We start from the raw sequence: 13,592 nt of genomic DNA on the forward strand, positions 1-13,592 counted from the left end.
AAATGATGAAACGAGTCGCTTTTGTTTTCACCCACGGGCCGCATGGCGGCGCCGGCGGCAGGGAAGGGCTGGATGCGCTGCTCGCCACGTCGGCGCTCAGTGAAGATTTGGGGGTGTTTTTTATCGGTGATGGCGTGTTGCAGCTGTTGCCGGGCCAGCAACCGGAAAAGATTTTGGCGCGCAATTATATCGCCACTTTCGGCGTACTGCCGCTGTATGACGTGGAGCGGTGTTATCTGTGCCAGGCTTCGCTGCAGGAACGCGGGCTGAGTCAGGTGACCGATTGGGTGCTGGATGCCGAGGTGCTGGCGCCGGACGAACTGCGCCGTGAATTGGCCGGCTACGACGCCGTAATGACGTTTTAGGAACTTCTGATGTTGTATACCCTGAGCAATTCGCCAAACCAATGTGACCTGCCCGCGCTGTTGCGCCTGACCGCGGAGGGCGACGCGCTGCTGCTGCTGCAGGATGGCGTGCTCGCAGGCCTTGTTGGTAGCGCCCATCTTGAATCGCTGCTCGCCGCCCCCATATCCCTTTATGCGCTGCAGGACGACCTGGAAGCCAGGGGATTGGCTGGTCATTTTTCGCACAAAATCACTGTCGTCGGCTATAATCACTTCGTTGAATTAACCGAACAACACCGCAGCCAAATGGCCTGGTGATGACGGTGATGTTGTATATTTCTTGACACCCATACTGGTCAGCCCTAAAATTCTGCGTCCTCGTACTTTGCCAGTAGTGCATACGAGGGGATTTATCACATGTTTACGAAGCTAGTACGAAGCAAAAACCAGGAGCTTTTTTAATGGCAACAATTAACCAGCTGGTTCGCAAACCACGCTCTGTGAAGGCTGCTAAAAGCAACGTTCCAGCGCTGGAAGCCTGCCCGCAGAAACGTGGCGTATGCACCCGCGTATATACCACTACCCCGAAAAAACCAAACTCCGCACTGCGTAAAGTTTGCCGTGTGCGTTTGACCAACGGTTTCGAAGTGACTTCCTACATCGGTGGCGAAGGCCACAACCTGCAGGAACACTCCGTAATCCTGATCCGTGGCGGTCGTGTAAAAGACCTGCCAGGTGTGCGTTACCACACCGTCCGTGGTGCACTTGACTGCTCCGGTGTTAAAGACCGTAAGCAAGCTCGTTCCAAGTACGGCGTGAAGAAGCCAAAGGCTTAATGGTTCTCCGTTAAGTAAGGCCAAACGTTTTAACTTTAATGTCAAAATAAACTCGTAGAGTTTTGGACAATCCTGAATTAACAACGGAGTATTTCCATGCCACGTCGTCGCGTAATCGGCCAACGTAAAATCCTGCCAGATCCTAAGTTCGGATCTGAGCTGCTGGCCAAATTTGTAAATATCCTGATGGTAGACGGTAAAAAATCTACTGCAGAAGCAATCGTCTATACCGCGCTGGAGACCCTGGCTCAGCGTTCTGGTAAAGATCACCTGGAAGCTTTCGAAGTCGCTCTCGACAACGTTCGCCCGACTGTAGAAGTTAAGTCGCGTCGCGTTGGCGGTTCTACTTATCAGGTACCAGTTGAAGTCCGCCCGGTTCGTCGTAATGCTCTGGCAATGCGTTGGATCGTTGATGCTGCACGTAAACGCGGTGATAAATCCATGGCTCTGCGCCTGGCGAACGAGCTGTCTGACGCAGCAGAGAACAAAGGTTCTGCTGTTAAGAAGCGTGAAGACGTTCACCGTATGGCCGAAGCCAACAAGGCGTTCGCCCACTACCGCTGGTAATCATCTGGCTGTAGTCATGCTAACCAAGCGGGCGCGTCAAATCGGCCCGCTTGGGTTAACTGAACTTGAACGCCCTAGGAATAGAGGAATCAAATGGCTCGTACAACACCCATTGCACGCTACCGTAACATCGGTATCAGTGCTCACATCGACGCCGGTAAAACCACCACTACCGAACGTATTCTGTTCTACACCGGTGTAAACCACAAAATCGGTGAAGTTCATGACGGCGCTGCCACCATGGACTGGATGGAACAGGAGCAGGAGCGTGGTATTACCATCACTTCTGCAGCGACGACTGCCTTCTGGTCTGGTATGGCCAAGCAGTTCGAACCGCACCGCGTAAACATCATCGACACCCCAGGGCACGTTGACTTCACCATCGAAGTAGAACGTTCCATGCGTGTGCTGGATGGCGCGGTAATGGTTTACTGTGCTGTTGGTGGTGTTCAGCCACAGTCTGAAACCGTATGGCGTCAGGCTAACAAATACAAAGTGCCACGTATCGCGTTCGTTAACAAAATGGACCGTATGGGCGCTAACTTCCTGAAAGTTGTTGGCCAGATCAAAACTCGTCTGGGCGCTAACCCTGTTCCTCTGCAGCTGGCTATCGGCGCAGAAGACAAATTCACCGGCGTTATCGACCTGGTGAAGATGAAGGCGATCAACTGGAACGAAGAAGACGCAGGCGTTACCTTCGAATACGAAGACGTCCCGGCTGACATGATGGAACTGGCTGAAGAATGGCGCCAGAACCTGATCGAATCCGCTGCGGAAGCTTCCGAAGAGCTGATGGAAAAATACCTGGGCGGCGAAGAGCTGACCGAGGCAGAAATCAAGTCCGCTCTGCGTCAGCGCGTGCTGAACAACGAAATCATCCTGGTTACCTGTGGTTCTGCGTTCAAGAACAAGGGCGTACAGGCGATGCTGGATGCGGTAATCGAATACCTGCCGGCGCCAACTGACGTTCCTGCGATCAACGGTATCCTGGACGACGGTAAAGACACCCCGGCTGAGCGTCACGCAAGTGATGACGAGCCGTTCTCTGCTCTGGCGTTCAAAATCGCTACCGACCCGTTCGTAGGTAACCTGACCTTCTTCCGCGTGTACTCCGGCGTTGTTAACTCCGGCGACACCGTGCTGAACTCCGTTAAGGCTGCGCGCGAGCGTTTCGGCCGTATCGTTCAGATGCACGCCAACAAGCGTGAAGAGATCAAAGAAGTTCGCGCAGGCGACATCGCCGCTGCGATCGGTCTGAAAGACGTGACCACCGGGGACACCCTGTGTGATCCAGACTCTCCAATCATCCTGGAGCGTATGGAATTCCCTGAGCCGGTAATCTCTATCGCCGTTGAACCAAAAACCAAAGCTGACCAAGAGAAAATGGGTCTGGCTCTGGGCCGTCTGGCAAAAGAAGACCCGTCATTCCGCGTATGGACTGACGAAGAGTCTAACCAGACCATCATCGCCGGTATGGGTGAACTGCACCTCGACATCATCGTTGACCGCATGAAGCGTGAATTCAACGTTGAAGCTAACGTGGGCAAACCTCAGGTAGCTTACCGCGAAGCGATTCGCGCGAAGATTACCGATGTTGAAGGTAAGCACGCCAAGCAGTCTGGTGGTCGCGGTCAGTACGGTCACGTTGTGATCGACATGTACCCACTGGAGCCGGGCTCTAACCCGAAAGGTTACGAGTTCATCAACGACATCAAAGGCGGCGTAATTCCTGGCGAATACATCCCTGCCGTTGATAAAGGCATCCAGGAGCAGCTGAAGTCTGGTCCGTTGGCTGGTTACCCGGTAGTAGATATGGGTATTCGTCTGCACTTCGGTTCTTACCACGACGTTGACTCCTCTGAACTGGCGTTTAAACTGGCCGCATCTATCGCCTTTAAAGAAGGCTTTAAGAAAGCGAAACCAGTTCTGCTTGAGCCTATCATGAAGGTTGAAGTTGAGACTCCAGAAGAGAACACCGGTGACGTTATCGGTGACTTGAGCCGTCGTCGCGGCATGCTGCGCGGTCAGGAATCTGAAGTGACTGGCGTTAAGATCCACGCTGAAGTACCGTTGTCCGAAATGTTCGGCTACGCAACTCAGCTGCGTTCTCTGACTAAAGGTCGCGCATCATACACCATGGAATTCCTGAAGTATGATGATGCACCGAACAACGTCGCTCAGGCCGTAATCGAAGCCCGTGGCAAATAAGCCGCAGGGTTAAAACCAAAGTCCCGTGCTCTCTCCAGAAGGGGAGAGCGCTATAGTAAGGAATATAGCCGTGTCTAAAGAAAAATTTGAACGTACAAAACCGCACGTTAACGTTGGTACTATCGGCCACGTTGACCACGGTAAAACTACCCTGACTGCAGCGATCACCACCGTTCTGGCTAAAACCTACGGCGGTTCTGCACGTGCTTTCGACCAGATCGATAACGCGCCAGAAGAAAAAGCTCGTGGTATCACCATCAACACCTCTCACGTTGAGTATGACACCCCGACTCGCCACTACGCGCACGTTGACTGCCCAGGGCACGCCGACTACGTGAAAAACATGATCACCGGTGCTGCTCAGATGGACGGCGCGATCCTGGTAGTTGCTGCGACTGACGGCCCAATGCCTCAGACCCGTGAGCACATCCTGCTGGGTCGTCAGGTTGGCGTTCCTTTCATCATCGTATTCATGAACAAATGCGACATGGTTGATGATGAAGAGCTGCTGGAACTGGTAGAAATGGAAGTTCGCGAACTGCTGTCCGCGTACGACTTCCCAGGCGACGACCTGCCAGTGATCCGCGGTTCCGCGCTGAAAGCGCTGGAAGGCGAAGCTGAGTGGGAAGCGAAAATCATCGAACTGGCCGAAGCCCTGGACAGCTACATCCCAGAGCCAGAGCGTGCTATCGACAAGCCGTTCCTGCTGCCAATCGAAGACGTATTCTCCATCTCCGGTCGTGGTACCGTTGTTACCGGTCGTGTTGAGCGCGGTATCATCAAAGTTGGCGAAGAAGTTGAAATCGTTGGTATCAAAGACACCGTTAAGTCTACCTGTACTGGCGTTGAAATGTTCCGCAAACTGCTGGACGAAGGCCGTGCTGGTGAGAACGTAGGTGTTCTGCTGCGTGGTATCAAACGTGAAGAAATCGAACGTGGTCAGGTACTGGCTAAACCAGGCTCCATCAAGCCGCACACCCAGTTCGAATCTGAAGTGTACATCCTGAGCAAAGATGAAGGTGGTCGTCACACGCCATTCTTCAAAGGCTACCGTCCACAGTTCTACTTCCGTACTACTGACGTGACCGGTACCATCGAACTGCCAGAAGGCGTAGAGATGGTAATGCCAGGCGACAACGTGAACATGGTTGTAACCCTGATTCACCCAATCGCGATGGACGACGGTCTGCGTTTCGCAATCCGTGAAGGCGGCCGTACTGTAGGCGCTGGTGTTGTTGCTAAAGTTATCGCTTAATCGCGAATAATTTTTCGACACAAAAAAGGGCACTTCGGTGCCCTTTTTTTATGCAATTTGTACAAATCTTAATTGAAATAAAAACCATTCCTATTTAGACTCAATGCATTGGTTAAGAAGTGAGTCTCTCTATGTATGTATGTCTGTGTAATGCGGTGACTGACAAAGCGATCCGTAATGCGGTGCGTCAGCACAATCCCCATACCATGAAGCAACTGCGTGAACTTGTGCCGATTGGTACCGATTGTGGAAAGTGCATTCGTCAGGCAAGACAGATTATGGTGGAGGAACGCGGAACTATCATCCCAATGCATGAAGTTGCCTAACAAAGGGTAAGGTTATTTTTGACTCTTGGCTTACAGGTTCTACACTTTTAGAACTGGCCAGGAGGAGTTACCTATGAAAGGCGATAAAAAGATCATTGCTCACCTCAATAAACTGCTTGGCAACGAGCTGGTTGCCATCAATCAATATTTCCTGCACGCCCGAATGTTCAAGAATTGGGGCTTAATGCGCCTCAACGACAAGGAATATCACGAGTCGATCGACGAAATGAAACATGCCGATCGCTACATCGAGCGTATCCTGTTCCTGGAAGGGATACCGAATCTGCAAGATCTCGGCAAGCTGAATATCGGCGAAGACATTGAAGAGATGCTGCGTTCCGATCTGGCGCTGGAGCTGGCGGGCGCCAAGAACCTGCGCGAAGGCATCGCCTATGCCGATTCGATCCACGATTACGTTAGCCGCGATTTGATGATTGATATCCTGGCCGATGAAGAAGAGCATATCGACTGGCTGGAAACGGAGCTGGATCTGATTGCCCGTCTCGGTATTCAGAACTATGCCCAGGCCCAGATTTTAGAGCGCAAAGAGTAAACCTTCCGTCCATTCGTCATAGTCTCTCCTGCCGGCGGCCGTTTTCTCGGCGGGGCAGGGGAGAGTGTTCCCGCCAAGCCTAATTCATACCCTGTTTACCGTGTTAACACGCCAACTGCCACTGAACGCGCAAAAATGACGATTTCCTGAGCATATTTCCAACTGCAGCTTGCTTCCTGGGCCATTTTGCGTATAATGCGCGGGCTTACCTAATCTTGGTAAGCCTGATTTTAGCGAATCAGTCGATTGGCAGGCCTTTTTTGCCTTTCGAACAATACTCCCGATATGGGGGTTATATGTTGACGATTACACTCCCCCATCAATCGAAATGGGTGTGAGGAGTAATTATTTACGTTTATAAATAATTGGAGCTCTGGTCTCATGCAGAACCAAAGAATCCGTATCCGCCTGAAAGCGTTTGATCATCGTCTGATCGATCAATCAACCGCGGAAATCGTCGAGACTGCAAAGCGCACTGGTGCGCAAGTCCGTGGTCCGATCCCGCTGCCAACTCGCAAAGAGCGCTTTACCGTTCTGATCTCTCCGCACGTCAACAAAGACGCGCGCGATCAGTACGAGATTCGCACTCACAAGCGTCTGGTTGACATCGTTGAGCCAACCGAGAAAACCGTTGATGCTCTGATGCGTCTGGATCTGGCTGCCGGTGTAGACGTGCAGATCAGCCTGGGTTAATCAGGTCATTGAGCGATTGAGAGGTTGAAACAATGATTGGTTTAGTCGGTAAAAAAGTGGGTATGACCCGTATCTTCACTGAAGATGGCGTTTCTATCCCAGTAACCGTAATTGAAATTGAAGCGAACCGCGTGACTCAGGTTAAAAGCCTGGACACCGACGGTTACCGTGCCGTTCAGGTTACCACTGGTAGCAAAAAAGCTAACCGTGTAACCAAGCCGGAAGCGGGCCATTTCGCTAAAGCTGGCGTTGAAGCTGGCCGTGGTCTGTGGGAATTCCGCCTGGAAGAAGGTCAAGAATTCGCTGCAGGTCAGGAAATTAGCGTAGAAATCTTCGCTGACGTTAAAAAAGTCGATGTTACCGGTACTTCTAAAGGTAAAGGTTTTGCTGGCACTGTTAAGCGCTGGAACTTCCGTACCCAAGACGCTACCCACGGTAACTCCTTGTCTCACCGCGTTCCGGGTTCTATCGGTCAGAACCAGACTCCGGGCAAAGTGTTCAAAGGCAAGAAAATGGCTGGCCACCTGGGTGATGAGCGCGTAACCGTTCAGAGCCTGGACGTAGTACGTGTTGACGCTGAGCGCAACCTGCTGCTGGTTAAGGGTGCTGTACCGGGCGCAACCGGTGGCAACCTGATCGTTAAACCAGCTGTGAAGGCGTAAGGGGATAGCAATGGAATTAGTATTGAAAGACGCGCAAAGCGCGCTGACTGTTTCCGAAACTACCTTCGGTCGTGATTTCAACGAAGCGCTGGTACACCAGGTTGTTGTTGCTTATGCAGCAGGTGCCCGTCAAGGTACCCGTGCTCAGAAGACCCGTGCTGAAGTAACTGGTTCCGGCAAAAAGCCATGGCGTCAGAAAGGCACCGGCCGTGCGCGTTCAGGTTCTGTAAAGAGCCCGATCTGGCGTTCAGGCGGCGTGACCTTTGCTGCTAAGCCACAGGACCACAGTCAGAAAGTAAACAAAAAGATGTACCGCGGCGCGCTGAAAAGCATCCTGTCCGAGTTGGTACGTCAAGATCGTCTGATCGTTGTCGAGAAGTTCTCTGTAGAAGCGCCTAAAACTAAGCTGCTGGCACAGAAACTGAAAGATATGGCTCTGGAAGACGTGCTGATCGTGACCGGTGAACTGGATGAGAATCTGTTCCTGGCAGCTCGCAACCTGTACAAGGTTGACGTGCGCGATGTAGCAGGTATCGATCCGGTTAGCCTGATCGCCTTCGACAAAGTGGTTATGACTGCTGATGCTGTGAAGCAAGTTGAGGAGATGCTGGCATGATCCGTGAAGAACGTTTGCTGAAAGTGCTGCGTGCACCGCACGTATCTGAAAAAGCATCCGCTGCGATGGAAAAAAGCAACACCATCGTTCTCAAAGTTGCCAAAGACGCGACCAAAGCAGAAATCAAAGCTGCAGTGCAGAAACTGTTTGAAGTCGAAGTCGAAGACGTGAACACCCTGGTTGTTAAAGGGAAAGTGAAACGTCACGGTCAGCGTGTTGGTCGTCGTAGCGACTGGAAAAAAGCTTACGTCACCCTGAAAGAAGGCCAGAATCTGGACTTCATCGGCGGCGCAGAGTAAGTCGGAGGAGTAAGAACAATGGCAATTGTTAAATGTAAACCTACATCTCCGGGTCGTCGCCACGTTGTTAAAGTGGTTAACCCTGAGCTGCACAAGGGTAAACCTTATGCCCCGCTGCTGGAAAAACTGAGCAAAAGCGGTGGTCGTAACAACAATGGCCGTATCACCACCCGTCATATCGGTGGTGGCCACAAGCAACATTATCGTCTGGTTGACTTCAAGCGCAACAAAGACGGTATCCCTGCTGTGGTTGAGCGTCTGGAGTACGATCCGAACCGTTCCGCGAACATCGCGCTGGTTCTGTACAAAGACGGCGAACGCCGTTACATCCTGGCGCCGAAAGGCCTGAAAGCTGGTGACCAGATTCAATCTGGCGTTGATGCTGCAATCAAAGCGGGTAACACCCTGCCGATGCGCAACATTCCAGTTGGTTCAACGGTTCACAACGTAGAAATGAAACCAGGCAAAGGCGGCCAGATGGCTCGCTCCGCTGGTGCCTACGTTCAGATCGTTGCTCGTGATGGTTCCTACGTAACTCTGCGTCTGCGCTCCGGCGAAATGCGTAAAGTTCCAGCTGATTGCCGCGCCACCCTGGGTGAAGTCGGTAACGCTGAACACATGCTTCGCGTTCTGGGTAAAGCAGGTGCTGCACGTTGGCGTGGTGTTCGTCCTACCGTTCGCGGTACGGCGATGAACCCGGTAGATCACCCGCACGGTGGTGGTGAAGGTCGTAACTTTGGTAAGCACCCGGTAACTCCGTGGGGCGTTCAGACCAAAGGTAAGAAGACCCGTAGCAACAAGCGTACTGATAAGTTCATCGTACGTCGCCGTAGCAAAAAATAATTAGAGGATAAGCCATGCCACGTTCTCTCAAGAAAGGTCCTTTTATTGACCTGCACTTGCTGAAGAAGGTAGAGAAAGCGGTGGAAAGCGGTGACAAGAAGCCTTTGCGCACTTGGTCCCGTCGTTCAACGATCTTTCCTAACATGATCGGTTTGACCATCGCTGTCCATAATGGTCGTCAGCACGTACCAGTGTTCGTTTCCGATGAAATGGTCGGTCACAAACTGGGTGAATTCGCGCCGACTCGTACTTATCGCGGCCATGCGGCTGATAAAAAAGCTAAAAAGCGCTAAGGTAGGAGGAAGAGATGGAAACTATCGCTAAACATCGCCACGCTCGTTCTTCTGCTCAGAAGGTTCGCCTTGTTGCTGACCTGATTCGCGGTAAGAAAGTGTCGCAAGCTCTGGAAACTCTGACCTACACCAACAAGAAAGCTGCTGGTCTGGTTAAGAAAGTGCTGGAGTCTGCCATTGCTAACGCAGAACACAACGATGGCGCTGACATCGATGATCTGAAAGTTACGAAAATCTTCGTAGACGAAGGCCCAAGCATGAAGCGCATTATGCCGCGTGCAAAAGGTCGTGCAGATCGCATCCTGAAGCGCACCAGCCACATTACTGTGGTTGTGTCCGATCGCTGAGACTCTGGAGACTAGCAATGGGTCAGAAAGTACATCCTAATGGTATTCGCCTGGGTATTGTCAAACCTTGGAACTCTACTTGGTATGCGAATACCAAAGAATTCGCTGACAACCTGGACAGCGACTTTAAAGTTCGTCAATTCCTGACTAAGGAACTGTCGAAAGCTTCCGTTTCTCGCATCGTTATCGAGCGTCCTGCGAAGAGCATCCGTGTGACCATTCACACTGCTCGTCCAGGCATCGTTATCGGCAAGAAAGGTGAAGACGTCGAAAAACTGCGCAAGGTCGTAGCGGACATCGCTGGCGTTCCTGCACAGATCAACATCGCCGAAGTCCGTAAACCGGAACTCGACGCTAAATTGGTTGCTGACAGCATCACTTCTCAGCTGGAACGTCGCGTTATGTTCCGTCGTGCTATGAAGCGTGCAGTACAGAACGCAATGCGTCTTGGCGCTAAAGGTATCAAAGTTGAAGTAAGCGGCCGTCTTGGCGGCGCTGAAATCGCACGTACCGAATGGTACCGCGAAGGTCGTGTTCCATTGCACACTCTGCGTGCGGACATCGACTACAACACATCTGAAGCGCACACCACTTATGGTGTAATCGGCGTTAAGGTATGGATCTTCAAAGGTGAGATCCTGGGTGGTATGGCTGCAGTTGAACAACCGGAACCGGCTGCTCAACCTAAAAAGCAGCAGCGTAAAGGCCGCAAGTAAGGAGAGTCGCTGATGTTACAACCAAAGCGTACAAAATTCCGTAAGGTGCACAAGGGCCGCAACCGTGGTCTGGCGCAAGGTACGGATGTTAGCTTCGGCACTTTCGGTCTGAAAGCTGTTGGCCGTGGCCGTCTGACTGCTCGTCAAATCGAAGCAGCTCGTCGTGCAATGACTCGTGCAGTTAAGCGTCAAGGCAAGATCTGGATCCGTGTATTCCCGGACAAACCGATCACCGAGAAGCCGCTGGAAGTGCGTATGGGTAAAGGTAAGGGTAACGTGGAGTATTGGGTTGCCCTGATCCAGCCTGGTAAGGTCCTGTACGAAATGGACGGCGTGCCAGAAGAGGTTGCCCGCGAGGCATTCAAACTGGCAGCAGCGAAACTGCCGATCAAAACCACCTTTGTAACTAAGACGGTGATGTAATGAAAGCACAAGAGCTGCGTGAAAAAAGCGTTGAAGAGCTGAATGCCGAGCTGCTCAACCTGCTGCGTGAGCAATTCAACTTGCGCATGCAGGCGGCCAGTGGCCAGCTGCAACAAACTCACCTGTTGAAACAAGTGCGTCGTGACGTCGCACGCGTTAAGACTTTACTGACTCAAAAGGCGGGTGTGTAAATGACTGAAGTTATCCGTACCCTGCAGGGTCGTGTTGTTAGCGATAAAATGGAGAAATCCATCGTTGTTGCTATCGAGCGTACTGTGAAGCACCCAATCTACGGGAAATTCATCAAACGTACGACCAAGCTGCACGTACATGACGAGAACAACGAATGTGGTACCGGCGACGTGGTTGAAATCCGCGAATGCCGCCCACTGTCCAAGACCAAGTCCTGGACGTTGGTTCGCGTTGTAGAGAAAGCGATTCTGTAATAGAGTAGCTGGCTCTCACTTAATAAACGGCTCAGAAAATGAGCCGTTTATTTTTTCTACCCATACCAAGTAAGCGGTGTTATAATGCTGCGCCCTCGGTTATGGGGCTTTTCAACGGCCTAATTTTTACTTGGGTCTTTAAAGTAGTAGTTGACATTAGCGGAGCACTAAAATGATCCAAGAACAGACTATGCTGAACGTCGCCGACAACTCCGGTGCACGTCGCGTAATGTGTATCAAGGTTCTAGGTGGCTCGCACCGTCGCTACGCAGGCGTCGGCGACATCATCAAAATTACCATCAAGGAAGCAATTCCTCGCGGTAAGGTGAAGAAAGGCGATGTTCTGAAGGCGGTAGTGGTGCGCACCAAGAAGGGTGTACGTCGCCCGGACGGTTCTGTCATTCGCTTCGATGGCAATGCATGCGTTATTTTGAACAATAACAGCGAGCAGCCAATCGGTACGCGTATTTTTGGGCCGGTAACTCGTGAACTGCGTAATGAGAAGTTCATGAAAATTATCTCTCTGGCACCAGAAGTACTCTAAGGAGCGAACATGGCAGCGAAGATCCGTCGTGATGACGAAGTTATCGTGATTACCGGGAAAGACAAAGGTAAGCGCGGTAAAGTAAAAAATGTCCTGTCTGCTGGCAAGGTCATTGTTGAAGGCATCAACCTGGTTAAGAAACACCAGAAGCCGGTTCCGGCTCTGAACCAACCAGGCGGCATTGTTGAGAAAGAAGCTGCAATTCAGGTTTCTAACATTGCTATCTTCAACGCGGCTACCGGCAAGGCTGACCGTGTAGGCTTTAGATTCGAAGACGGCAAAAAAGTCCGTTTCTTCAAATCTAACAGCGAAACTATCAAGTAATTTGGAGTAATACGATGGCGAAACTGCATGATTACTACAAAGACGAGGTAGTCAAACAACTGATGTCTCAGTTTGATTACAACTCTGTCATGCAAGTCCCTCGGGTCGAGAAGATCACCCTGAACATGGGTGTTGGTGAAGCGATTGCTGACAAGAAACTGCTGGATAACGCAGCAGCGGACCTGGCAGCTATCTCCGGTCAAAAACCGTTGATCACCAAAGCCCGCAAATCCGTTGCAGGCTTCAAAATCCGTCAGGGCTATCCGATCGGCTGTAAAGTAACTCTGCGTGGCGAACGCATGTGGGAGTTCTTTGAGCGTCTGATCTCCATTGCTGTTCCACGTATCCGTGACTTCCGTGGCCTGTCCGCCAAGTCATTCGATGGCCGTGGCAACTACAGCATGGGCGTGCGTGAGCAAATCATCTTCCCAGAAATCGACTACGACAAAGTCGATCGCGTTCGTGGTTTGGATATTACCATTACCACTACTGCGAAATCTGATGATGAAGGCCGCGCGCTGCTGGCTGCTTTTAACTTCCCGTTCCGCAAGTAAGGCAGGGTTACTGATGGCTAAGCAATCAATGAAAGCACGCGAAGTCAAGCGCGTGAAATTAGCTGACAAGTTCTTTGCAAAACGCGCTGAACTGAAAGCTATTATCTCTGATGTGAACGCATCCGATGAAGATCGTTGGAATGCCGTTCTCAAGCTGCAAACTCTGCCGCGTGATTCCAGCCCGTCTCGTCAGCGTAAACGCTGCCGCCAAACTGGCCGTCCACATGGTTATGTGGGCAAATTCGGGTTGAGCCGTATTAAGCTTCGTGAAGCCGCTATGCGCGGTGAAGTACCAGGCTTGAAAAAGGCTAGCTGGTAATTACCAATTGAATCACGGGAGTAAAGACAGATGAGCATGCAAGATCCGATCGCGGATATGCTGACCCGTATCCGTAACGGTCAAGCCGCGAACAAAGTTGCGGTCACCATGCCTTCCTCCAAGCTGAAAGTGGCAATTGCCAACGTGCTGAAGGAAGAAGGTTTTATTGAAGATTTCAAAATCGAAGGCGACGCCAAGCCTGTTCTGGAACTGGTACTGAAGTACTTCCAGGGCAAAGCTGTGGTAGAAAGCATTCAACGTATCAGCCGTCCAGGTCTGCGCATCTACAAGAAAAAAGATGAGCTGCCAAAAGTTATGGCCGGTTTGGGTATCGCTGTTGTTTCTACCTCTAAAGGTGTTATGACCGATCGTGCAGCTCGCCAGGCTGGTCTTGGTGGCGAGATTATCTGCTACGTAGCTTAAT

24 protein-coding genes are annotated in these 13,592 nt (G+C 51.5%); all 24 read left to right on the forward strand.

All coding sequences use genetic code 11. The features are described 5' to 3' along the window. Nucleotides 1-5 precede the first annotated feature (5 nt). The 24 genes from tusC to rpsH all read left to right on the forward strand — a co-directional run bounded on the left by tusC (nucleotide 6) and on the right by rpsH (nucleotide 13,591). Nucleotides 6-365 carry a sulfurtransferase complex subunit TusC gene (gene tusC, locus J0X03_RS01505; RefSeq protein WP_033645384.1) on the forward strand — a complete coding sequence of 120 codons (360 nt, stop codon included), beginning with the start codon at nucleotides 6-8 and terminating at the stop codon, nucleotides 363-365. 9 nt (nucleotides 366-374) lie between these two features. Beyond that, nucleotides 375-662, forward strand: a complete 288-nt coding sequence (tusB, locus tag J0X03_RS01510; protein ID WP_069101034.1) for a sulfurtransferase complex subunit TusB — start codon at nucleotides 375-377, stop codon at nucleotides 660-662. A 143-nt stretch (nucleotides 663-805) separates the two neighbouring features. Beyond that, nucleotides 806-1,180, forward strand: a complete 375-nt coding sequence (gene rpsL, locus J0X03_RS01515) for a 30S ribosomal protein S12 (protein WP_004930426.1) — start codon at nucleotides 806-808, stop codon at nucleotides 1,178-1,180. A gap of 96 nt (nucleotides 1,181-1,276) precedes the next feature. After that, nucleotides 1,277-1,747 carry a 30S ribosomal protein S7 gene (rpsG, locus tag J0X03_RS01520; protein ID WP_004956203.1) on the forward strand — a complete coding sequence of 157 codons (471 nt, stop codon included), beginning with the start codon at nucleotides 1,277-1,279 and terminating at the stop codon, nucleotides 1,745-1,747. Nucleotides 1,748-1,840: 93 nt separating this feature from the next. Further along, entirely contained in the window at nucleotides 1,841-3,955 is a 2,115-nt protein-coding gene (fusA, locus tag J0X03_RS01525) for an elongation factor G (protein ID WP_033645245.1), read from the forward strand. A gap of 70 nt (nucleotides 3,956-4,025) precedes the next feature. After that, nucleotides 4,026-5,210, forward strand: coding sequence for an elongation factor Tu (gene tuf, locus J0X03_RS01530; protein WP_015376315.1), 1,185 nt, complete (start codon nucleotides 4,026-4,028; stop codon nucleotides 5,208-5,210). A 131-nt stretch (nucleotides 5,211-5,341) separates the two neighbouring features. After that, on the forward strand, nucleotides 5,342-5,536 hold the full coding sequence (bfd, locus tag J0X03_RS01535; protein WP_015379266.1) for a bacterioferritin-associated ferredoxin: 195 nt from the start codon (nucleotides 5,342-5,344) through the stop codon (nucleotides 5,534-5,536). 73 nt (nucleotides 5,537-5,609) lie between these two features. Then, entirely contained in the window at nucleotides 5,610-6,089 is a 480-nt protein-coding gene (gene bfr, locus J0X03_RS01540; protein WP_004929784.1) for a bacterioferritin, read from the forward strand. 381 nt (nucleotides 6,090-6,470) lie between these two features. Further along, a complete protein-coding gene (rpsJ, locus tag J0X03_RS01545) occupies nucleotides 6,471-6,782 on the forward strand; it encodes a 30S ribosomal protein S10 (RefSeq protein WP_001181005.1) in 312 nt (103 codons plus the stop codon). Between the two features lie 32 nt (nucleotides 6,783-6,814). Next, nucleotides 6,815-7,444 carry a 50S ribosomal protein L3 gene (gene rplC / locus J0X03_RS01550; protein WP_015379265.1) on the forward strand — a complete coding sequence of 210 codons (630 nt, stop codon included), beginning with the start codon at nucleotides 6,815-6,817 and terminating at the stop codon, nucleotides 7,442-7,444. A gap of 10 nt (nucleotides 7,445-7,454) precedes the next feature. After that, nucleotides 7,455-8,060 (forward strand): 50S ribosomal protein L4, encoded by a 606-nt coding sequence (gene rplD, locus J0X03_RS01555; protein WP_004929779.1) that lies wholly within the window; start codon nucleotides 7,455-7,457, stop codon nucleotides 8,058-8,060. Further along, a complete protein-coding gene (rplW, locus tag J0X03_RS01560) occupies nucleotides 8,057-8,359 on the forward strand; it encodes a 50S ribosomal protein L23 (protein WP_004951179.1) in 303 nt (100 codons plus the stop codon). Before rplD ends, rplW begins: the two co-directional genes overlap by 4 nt. 18 nt (nucleotides 8,360-8,377) lie before the next feature. Next, entirely contained in the window at nucleotides 8,378-9,202 is an 825-nt protein-coding gene (rplB, locus tag J0X03_RS01565; RefSeq protein WP_004929775.1) for a 50S ribosomal protein L2, read from the forward strand. Nucleotides 9,203-9,216: 14 nt separating this feature from the next. Beyond that, nucleotides 9,217-9,495, forward strand: a complete 279-nt coding sequence (rpsS, locus tag J0X03_RS01570) for a 30S ribosomal protein S19 (protein WP_004929772.1) — start codon at nucleotides 9,217-9,219, stop codon at nucleotides 9,493-9,495. A gap of 14 nt (nucleotides 9,496-9,509) precedes the next feature. Beyond that, nucleotides 9,510-9,842 (forward strand): 50S ribosomal protein L22, encoded by a 333-nt coding sequence (gene rplV, locus J0X03_RS01575; RefSeq protein WP_002223844.1) that lies wholly within the window; start codon nucleotides 9,510-9,512, stop codon nucleotides 9,840-9,842. Between the two features lie 17 nt (nucleotides 9,843-9,859). Beyond that, the gene (gene rpsC, locus J0X03_RS01580) at nucleotides 9,860-10,558 is read left to right on the forward strand and encodes a 30S ribosomal protein S3 (RefSeq protein WP_004929766.1); all 699 of its coding nucleotides are present in this window, start codon (nucleotides 9,860-9,862) and stop codon (nucleotides 10,556-10,558) included. A 12-nt stretch (nucleotides 10,559-10,570) separates the two neighbouring features. Then, the gene (rplP, locus tag J0X03_RS01585) at nucleotides 10,571-10,981 is read left to right on the forward strand and encodes a 50S ribosomal protein L16 (protein ID WP_004929764.1); all 411 of its coding nucleotides are present in this window, start codon (nucleotides 10,571-10,573) and stop codon (nucleotides 10,979-10,981) included. Further along, nucleotides 10,981-11,172, forward strand: coding sequence for a 50S ribosomal protein L29 (rpmC, locus tag J0X03_RS01590; RefSeq protein WP_004929762.1), 192 nt, complete (start codon nucleotides 10,981-10,983; stop codon nucleotides 11,170-11,172). The genes rplP and rpmC overlap by 1 nt, the downstream gene beginning before the upstream one ends. Continuing rightward, complete coding sequence (gene rpsQ, locus J0X03_RS01595) at nucleotides 11,173-11,427, forward strand: 30S ribosomal protein S17 (RefSeq protein ID WP_004929760.1); 255 nt, start codon at nucleotides 11,173-11,175, stop codon at nucleotides 11,425-11,427. A gap of 172 nt (nucleotides 11,428-11,599) precedes the next feature. Continuing rightward, entirely contained in the window at nucleotides 11,600-11,971 is a 372-nt protein-coding gene (gene rplN / locus J0X03_RS01600) for a 50S ribosomal protein L14 (protein WP_000613954.1), read from the forward strand. A gap of 9 nt (nucleotides 11,972-11,980) precedes the next feature. Then, on the forward strand, nucleotides 11,981-12,295 hold the full coding sequence (gene rplX / locus J0X03_RS01605; RefSeq protein WP_004929758.1) for a 50S ribosomal protein L24: 315 nt from the start codon (nucleotides 11,981-11,983) through the stop codon (nucleotides 12,293-12,295). 14 nt (nucleotides 12,296-12,309) lie between these two features. Next, nucleotides 12,310-12,849 (forward strand): 50S ribosomal protein L5, encoded by a 540-nt coding sequence (gene rplE, locus J0X03_RS01610; RefSeq protein ID WP_004929756.1) that lies wholly within the window; start codon nucleotides 12,310-12,312, stop codon nucleotides 12,847-12,849. A gap of 13 nt (nucleotides 12,850-12,862) precedes the next feature. Further along, nucleotides 12,863-13,168 (forward strand): 30S ribosomal protein S14, encoded by a 306-nt coding sequence (rpsN, locus tag J0X03_RS01615; RefSeq protein ID WP_004929754.1) that lies wholly within the window; start codon nucleotides 12,863-12,865, stop codon nucleotides 13,166-13,168. A 30-nt stretch (nucleotides 13,169-13,198) separates the two neighbouring features. Further along, nucleotides 13,199-13,591 carry a 30S ribosomal protein S8 gene (gene rpsH, locus J0X03_RS01620; protein ID WP_004929753.1) on the forward strand — a complete coding sequence of 131 codons (393 nt, stop codon included), beginning with the start codon at nucleotides 13,199-13,201 and terminating at the stop codon, nucleotides 13,589-13,591. Nucleotide 13,592 lies beyond the last annotated feature (1 nt).

This window comes from Serratia ureilytica, from assembly GCF_017309605.1.
Classification (GTDB): domain Bacteria; phylum Pseudomonadota; class Gammaproteobacteria; order Enterobacterales; family Enterobacteriaceae; genus Serratia; species Serratia ureilytica.

Bases quoted from the DNA above. Each gene is read 5' to 3' on its own strand.
- tusC (WP_033645384.1), top strand. From the start codon at position 6: ATGAAACGAGTCGCTTTTGTTTTCACCCACGGGCCGCATGGCGGCGCC.
- tusB (WP_069101034.1), top strand. From the start codon at position 375: ATGTTGTATACCCTGAGCAATTCGCCAAACCAATGTGACCTGCCCGCG.
- rpsL (WP_004930426.1), top strand. From the start codon at position 806: ATGGCAACAATTAACCAGCTGGTTCGCAAACCACGCTCTGTGAAGGCT.
- rpsG (WP_004956203.1), top strand. From the start codon at position 1,277: ATGCCACGTCGTCGCGTAATCGGCCAACGTAAAATCCTGCCAGATCCT.
- fusA (WP_033645245.1), top strand. From the start codon at position 1,841: ATGGCTCGTACAACACCCATTGCACGCTACCGTAACATCGGTATCAGT.
- bfd (WP_015379266.1), top strand. From the start codon at position 5,342: ATGTATGTATGTCTGTGTAATGCGGTGACTGACAAAGCGATCCGTAAT.
- bfr (WP_004929784.1), top strand. From the start codon at position 5,610: ATGAAAGGCGATAAAAAGATCATTGCTCACCTCAATAAACTGCTTGGC.
- rpsJ (WP_001181005.1), top strand. From the start codon at position 6,471: ATGCAGAACCAAAGAATCCGTATCCGCCTGAAAGCGTTTGATCATCGT.
- rplC (WP_015379265.1), top strand. From the start codon at position 6,815: ATGATTGGTTTAGTCGGTAAAAAAGTGGGTATGACCCGTATCTTCACT.
- rplD (WP_004929779.1), top strand. From the start codon at position 7,455: ATGGAATTAGTATTGAAAGACGCGCAAAGCGCGCTGACTGTTTCCGAA.
- rplW (WP_004951179.1), top strand. From the start codon at position 8,057: ATGATCCGTGAAGAACGTTTGCTGAAAGTGCTGCGTGCACCGCACGTA.
- rplB (WP_004929775.1), top strand. From the start codon at position 8,378: ATGGCAATTGTTAAATGTAAACCTACATCTCCGGGTCGTCGCCACGTT.
- rpsS (WP_004929772.1), top strand. From the start codon at position 9,217: ATGCCACGTTCTCTCAAGAAAGGTCCTTTTATTGACCTGCACTTGCTG.
- rplV (WP_002223844.1), top strand. From the start codon at position 9,510: ATGGAAACTATCGCTAAACATCGCCACGCTCGTTCTTCTGCTCAGAAG.
- rpsC (WP_004929766.1), top strand. From the start codon at position 9,860: ATGGGTCAGAAAGTACATCCTAATGGTATTCGCCTGGGTATTGTCAAA.
- rplP (WP_004929764.1), top strand. From the start codon at position 10,571: ATGTTACAACCAAAGCGTACAAAATTCCGTAAGGTGCACAAGGGCCGC.
- rpmC (WP_004929762.1), top strand. From the start codon at position 10,981: ATGAAAGCACAAGAGCTGCGTGAAAAAAGCGTTGAAGAGCTGAATGCC.
- rpsQ (WP_004929760.1), top strand. From the start codon at position 11,173: ATGACTGAAGTTATCCGTACCCTGCAGGGTCGTGTTGTTAGCGATAAA.
- rplN (WP_000613954.1), top strand. From the start codon at position 11,600: ATGATCCAAGAACAGACTATGCTGAACGTCGCCGACAACTCCGGTGCA.
- rplX (WP_004929758.1), top strand. From the start codon at position 11,981: ATGGCAGCGAAGATCCGTCGTGATGACGAAGTTATCGTGATTACCGGG.
- rplE (WP_004929756.1), top strand. From the start codon at position 12,310: ATGGCGAAACTGCATGATTACTACAAAGACGAGGTAGTCAAACAACTG.
- rpsN (WP_004929754.1), top strand. From the start codon at position 12,863: ATGGCTAAGCAATCAATGAAAGCACGCGAAGTCAAGCGCGTGAAATTA.
- rpsH (WP_004929753.1), top strand. From the start codon at position 13,199: ATGAGCATGCAAGATCCGATCGCGGATATGCTGACCCGTATCCGTAAC.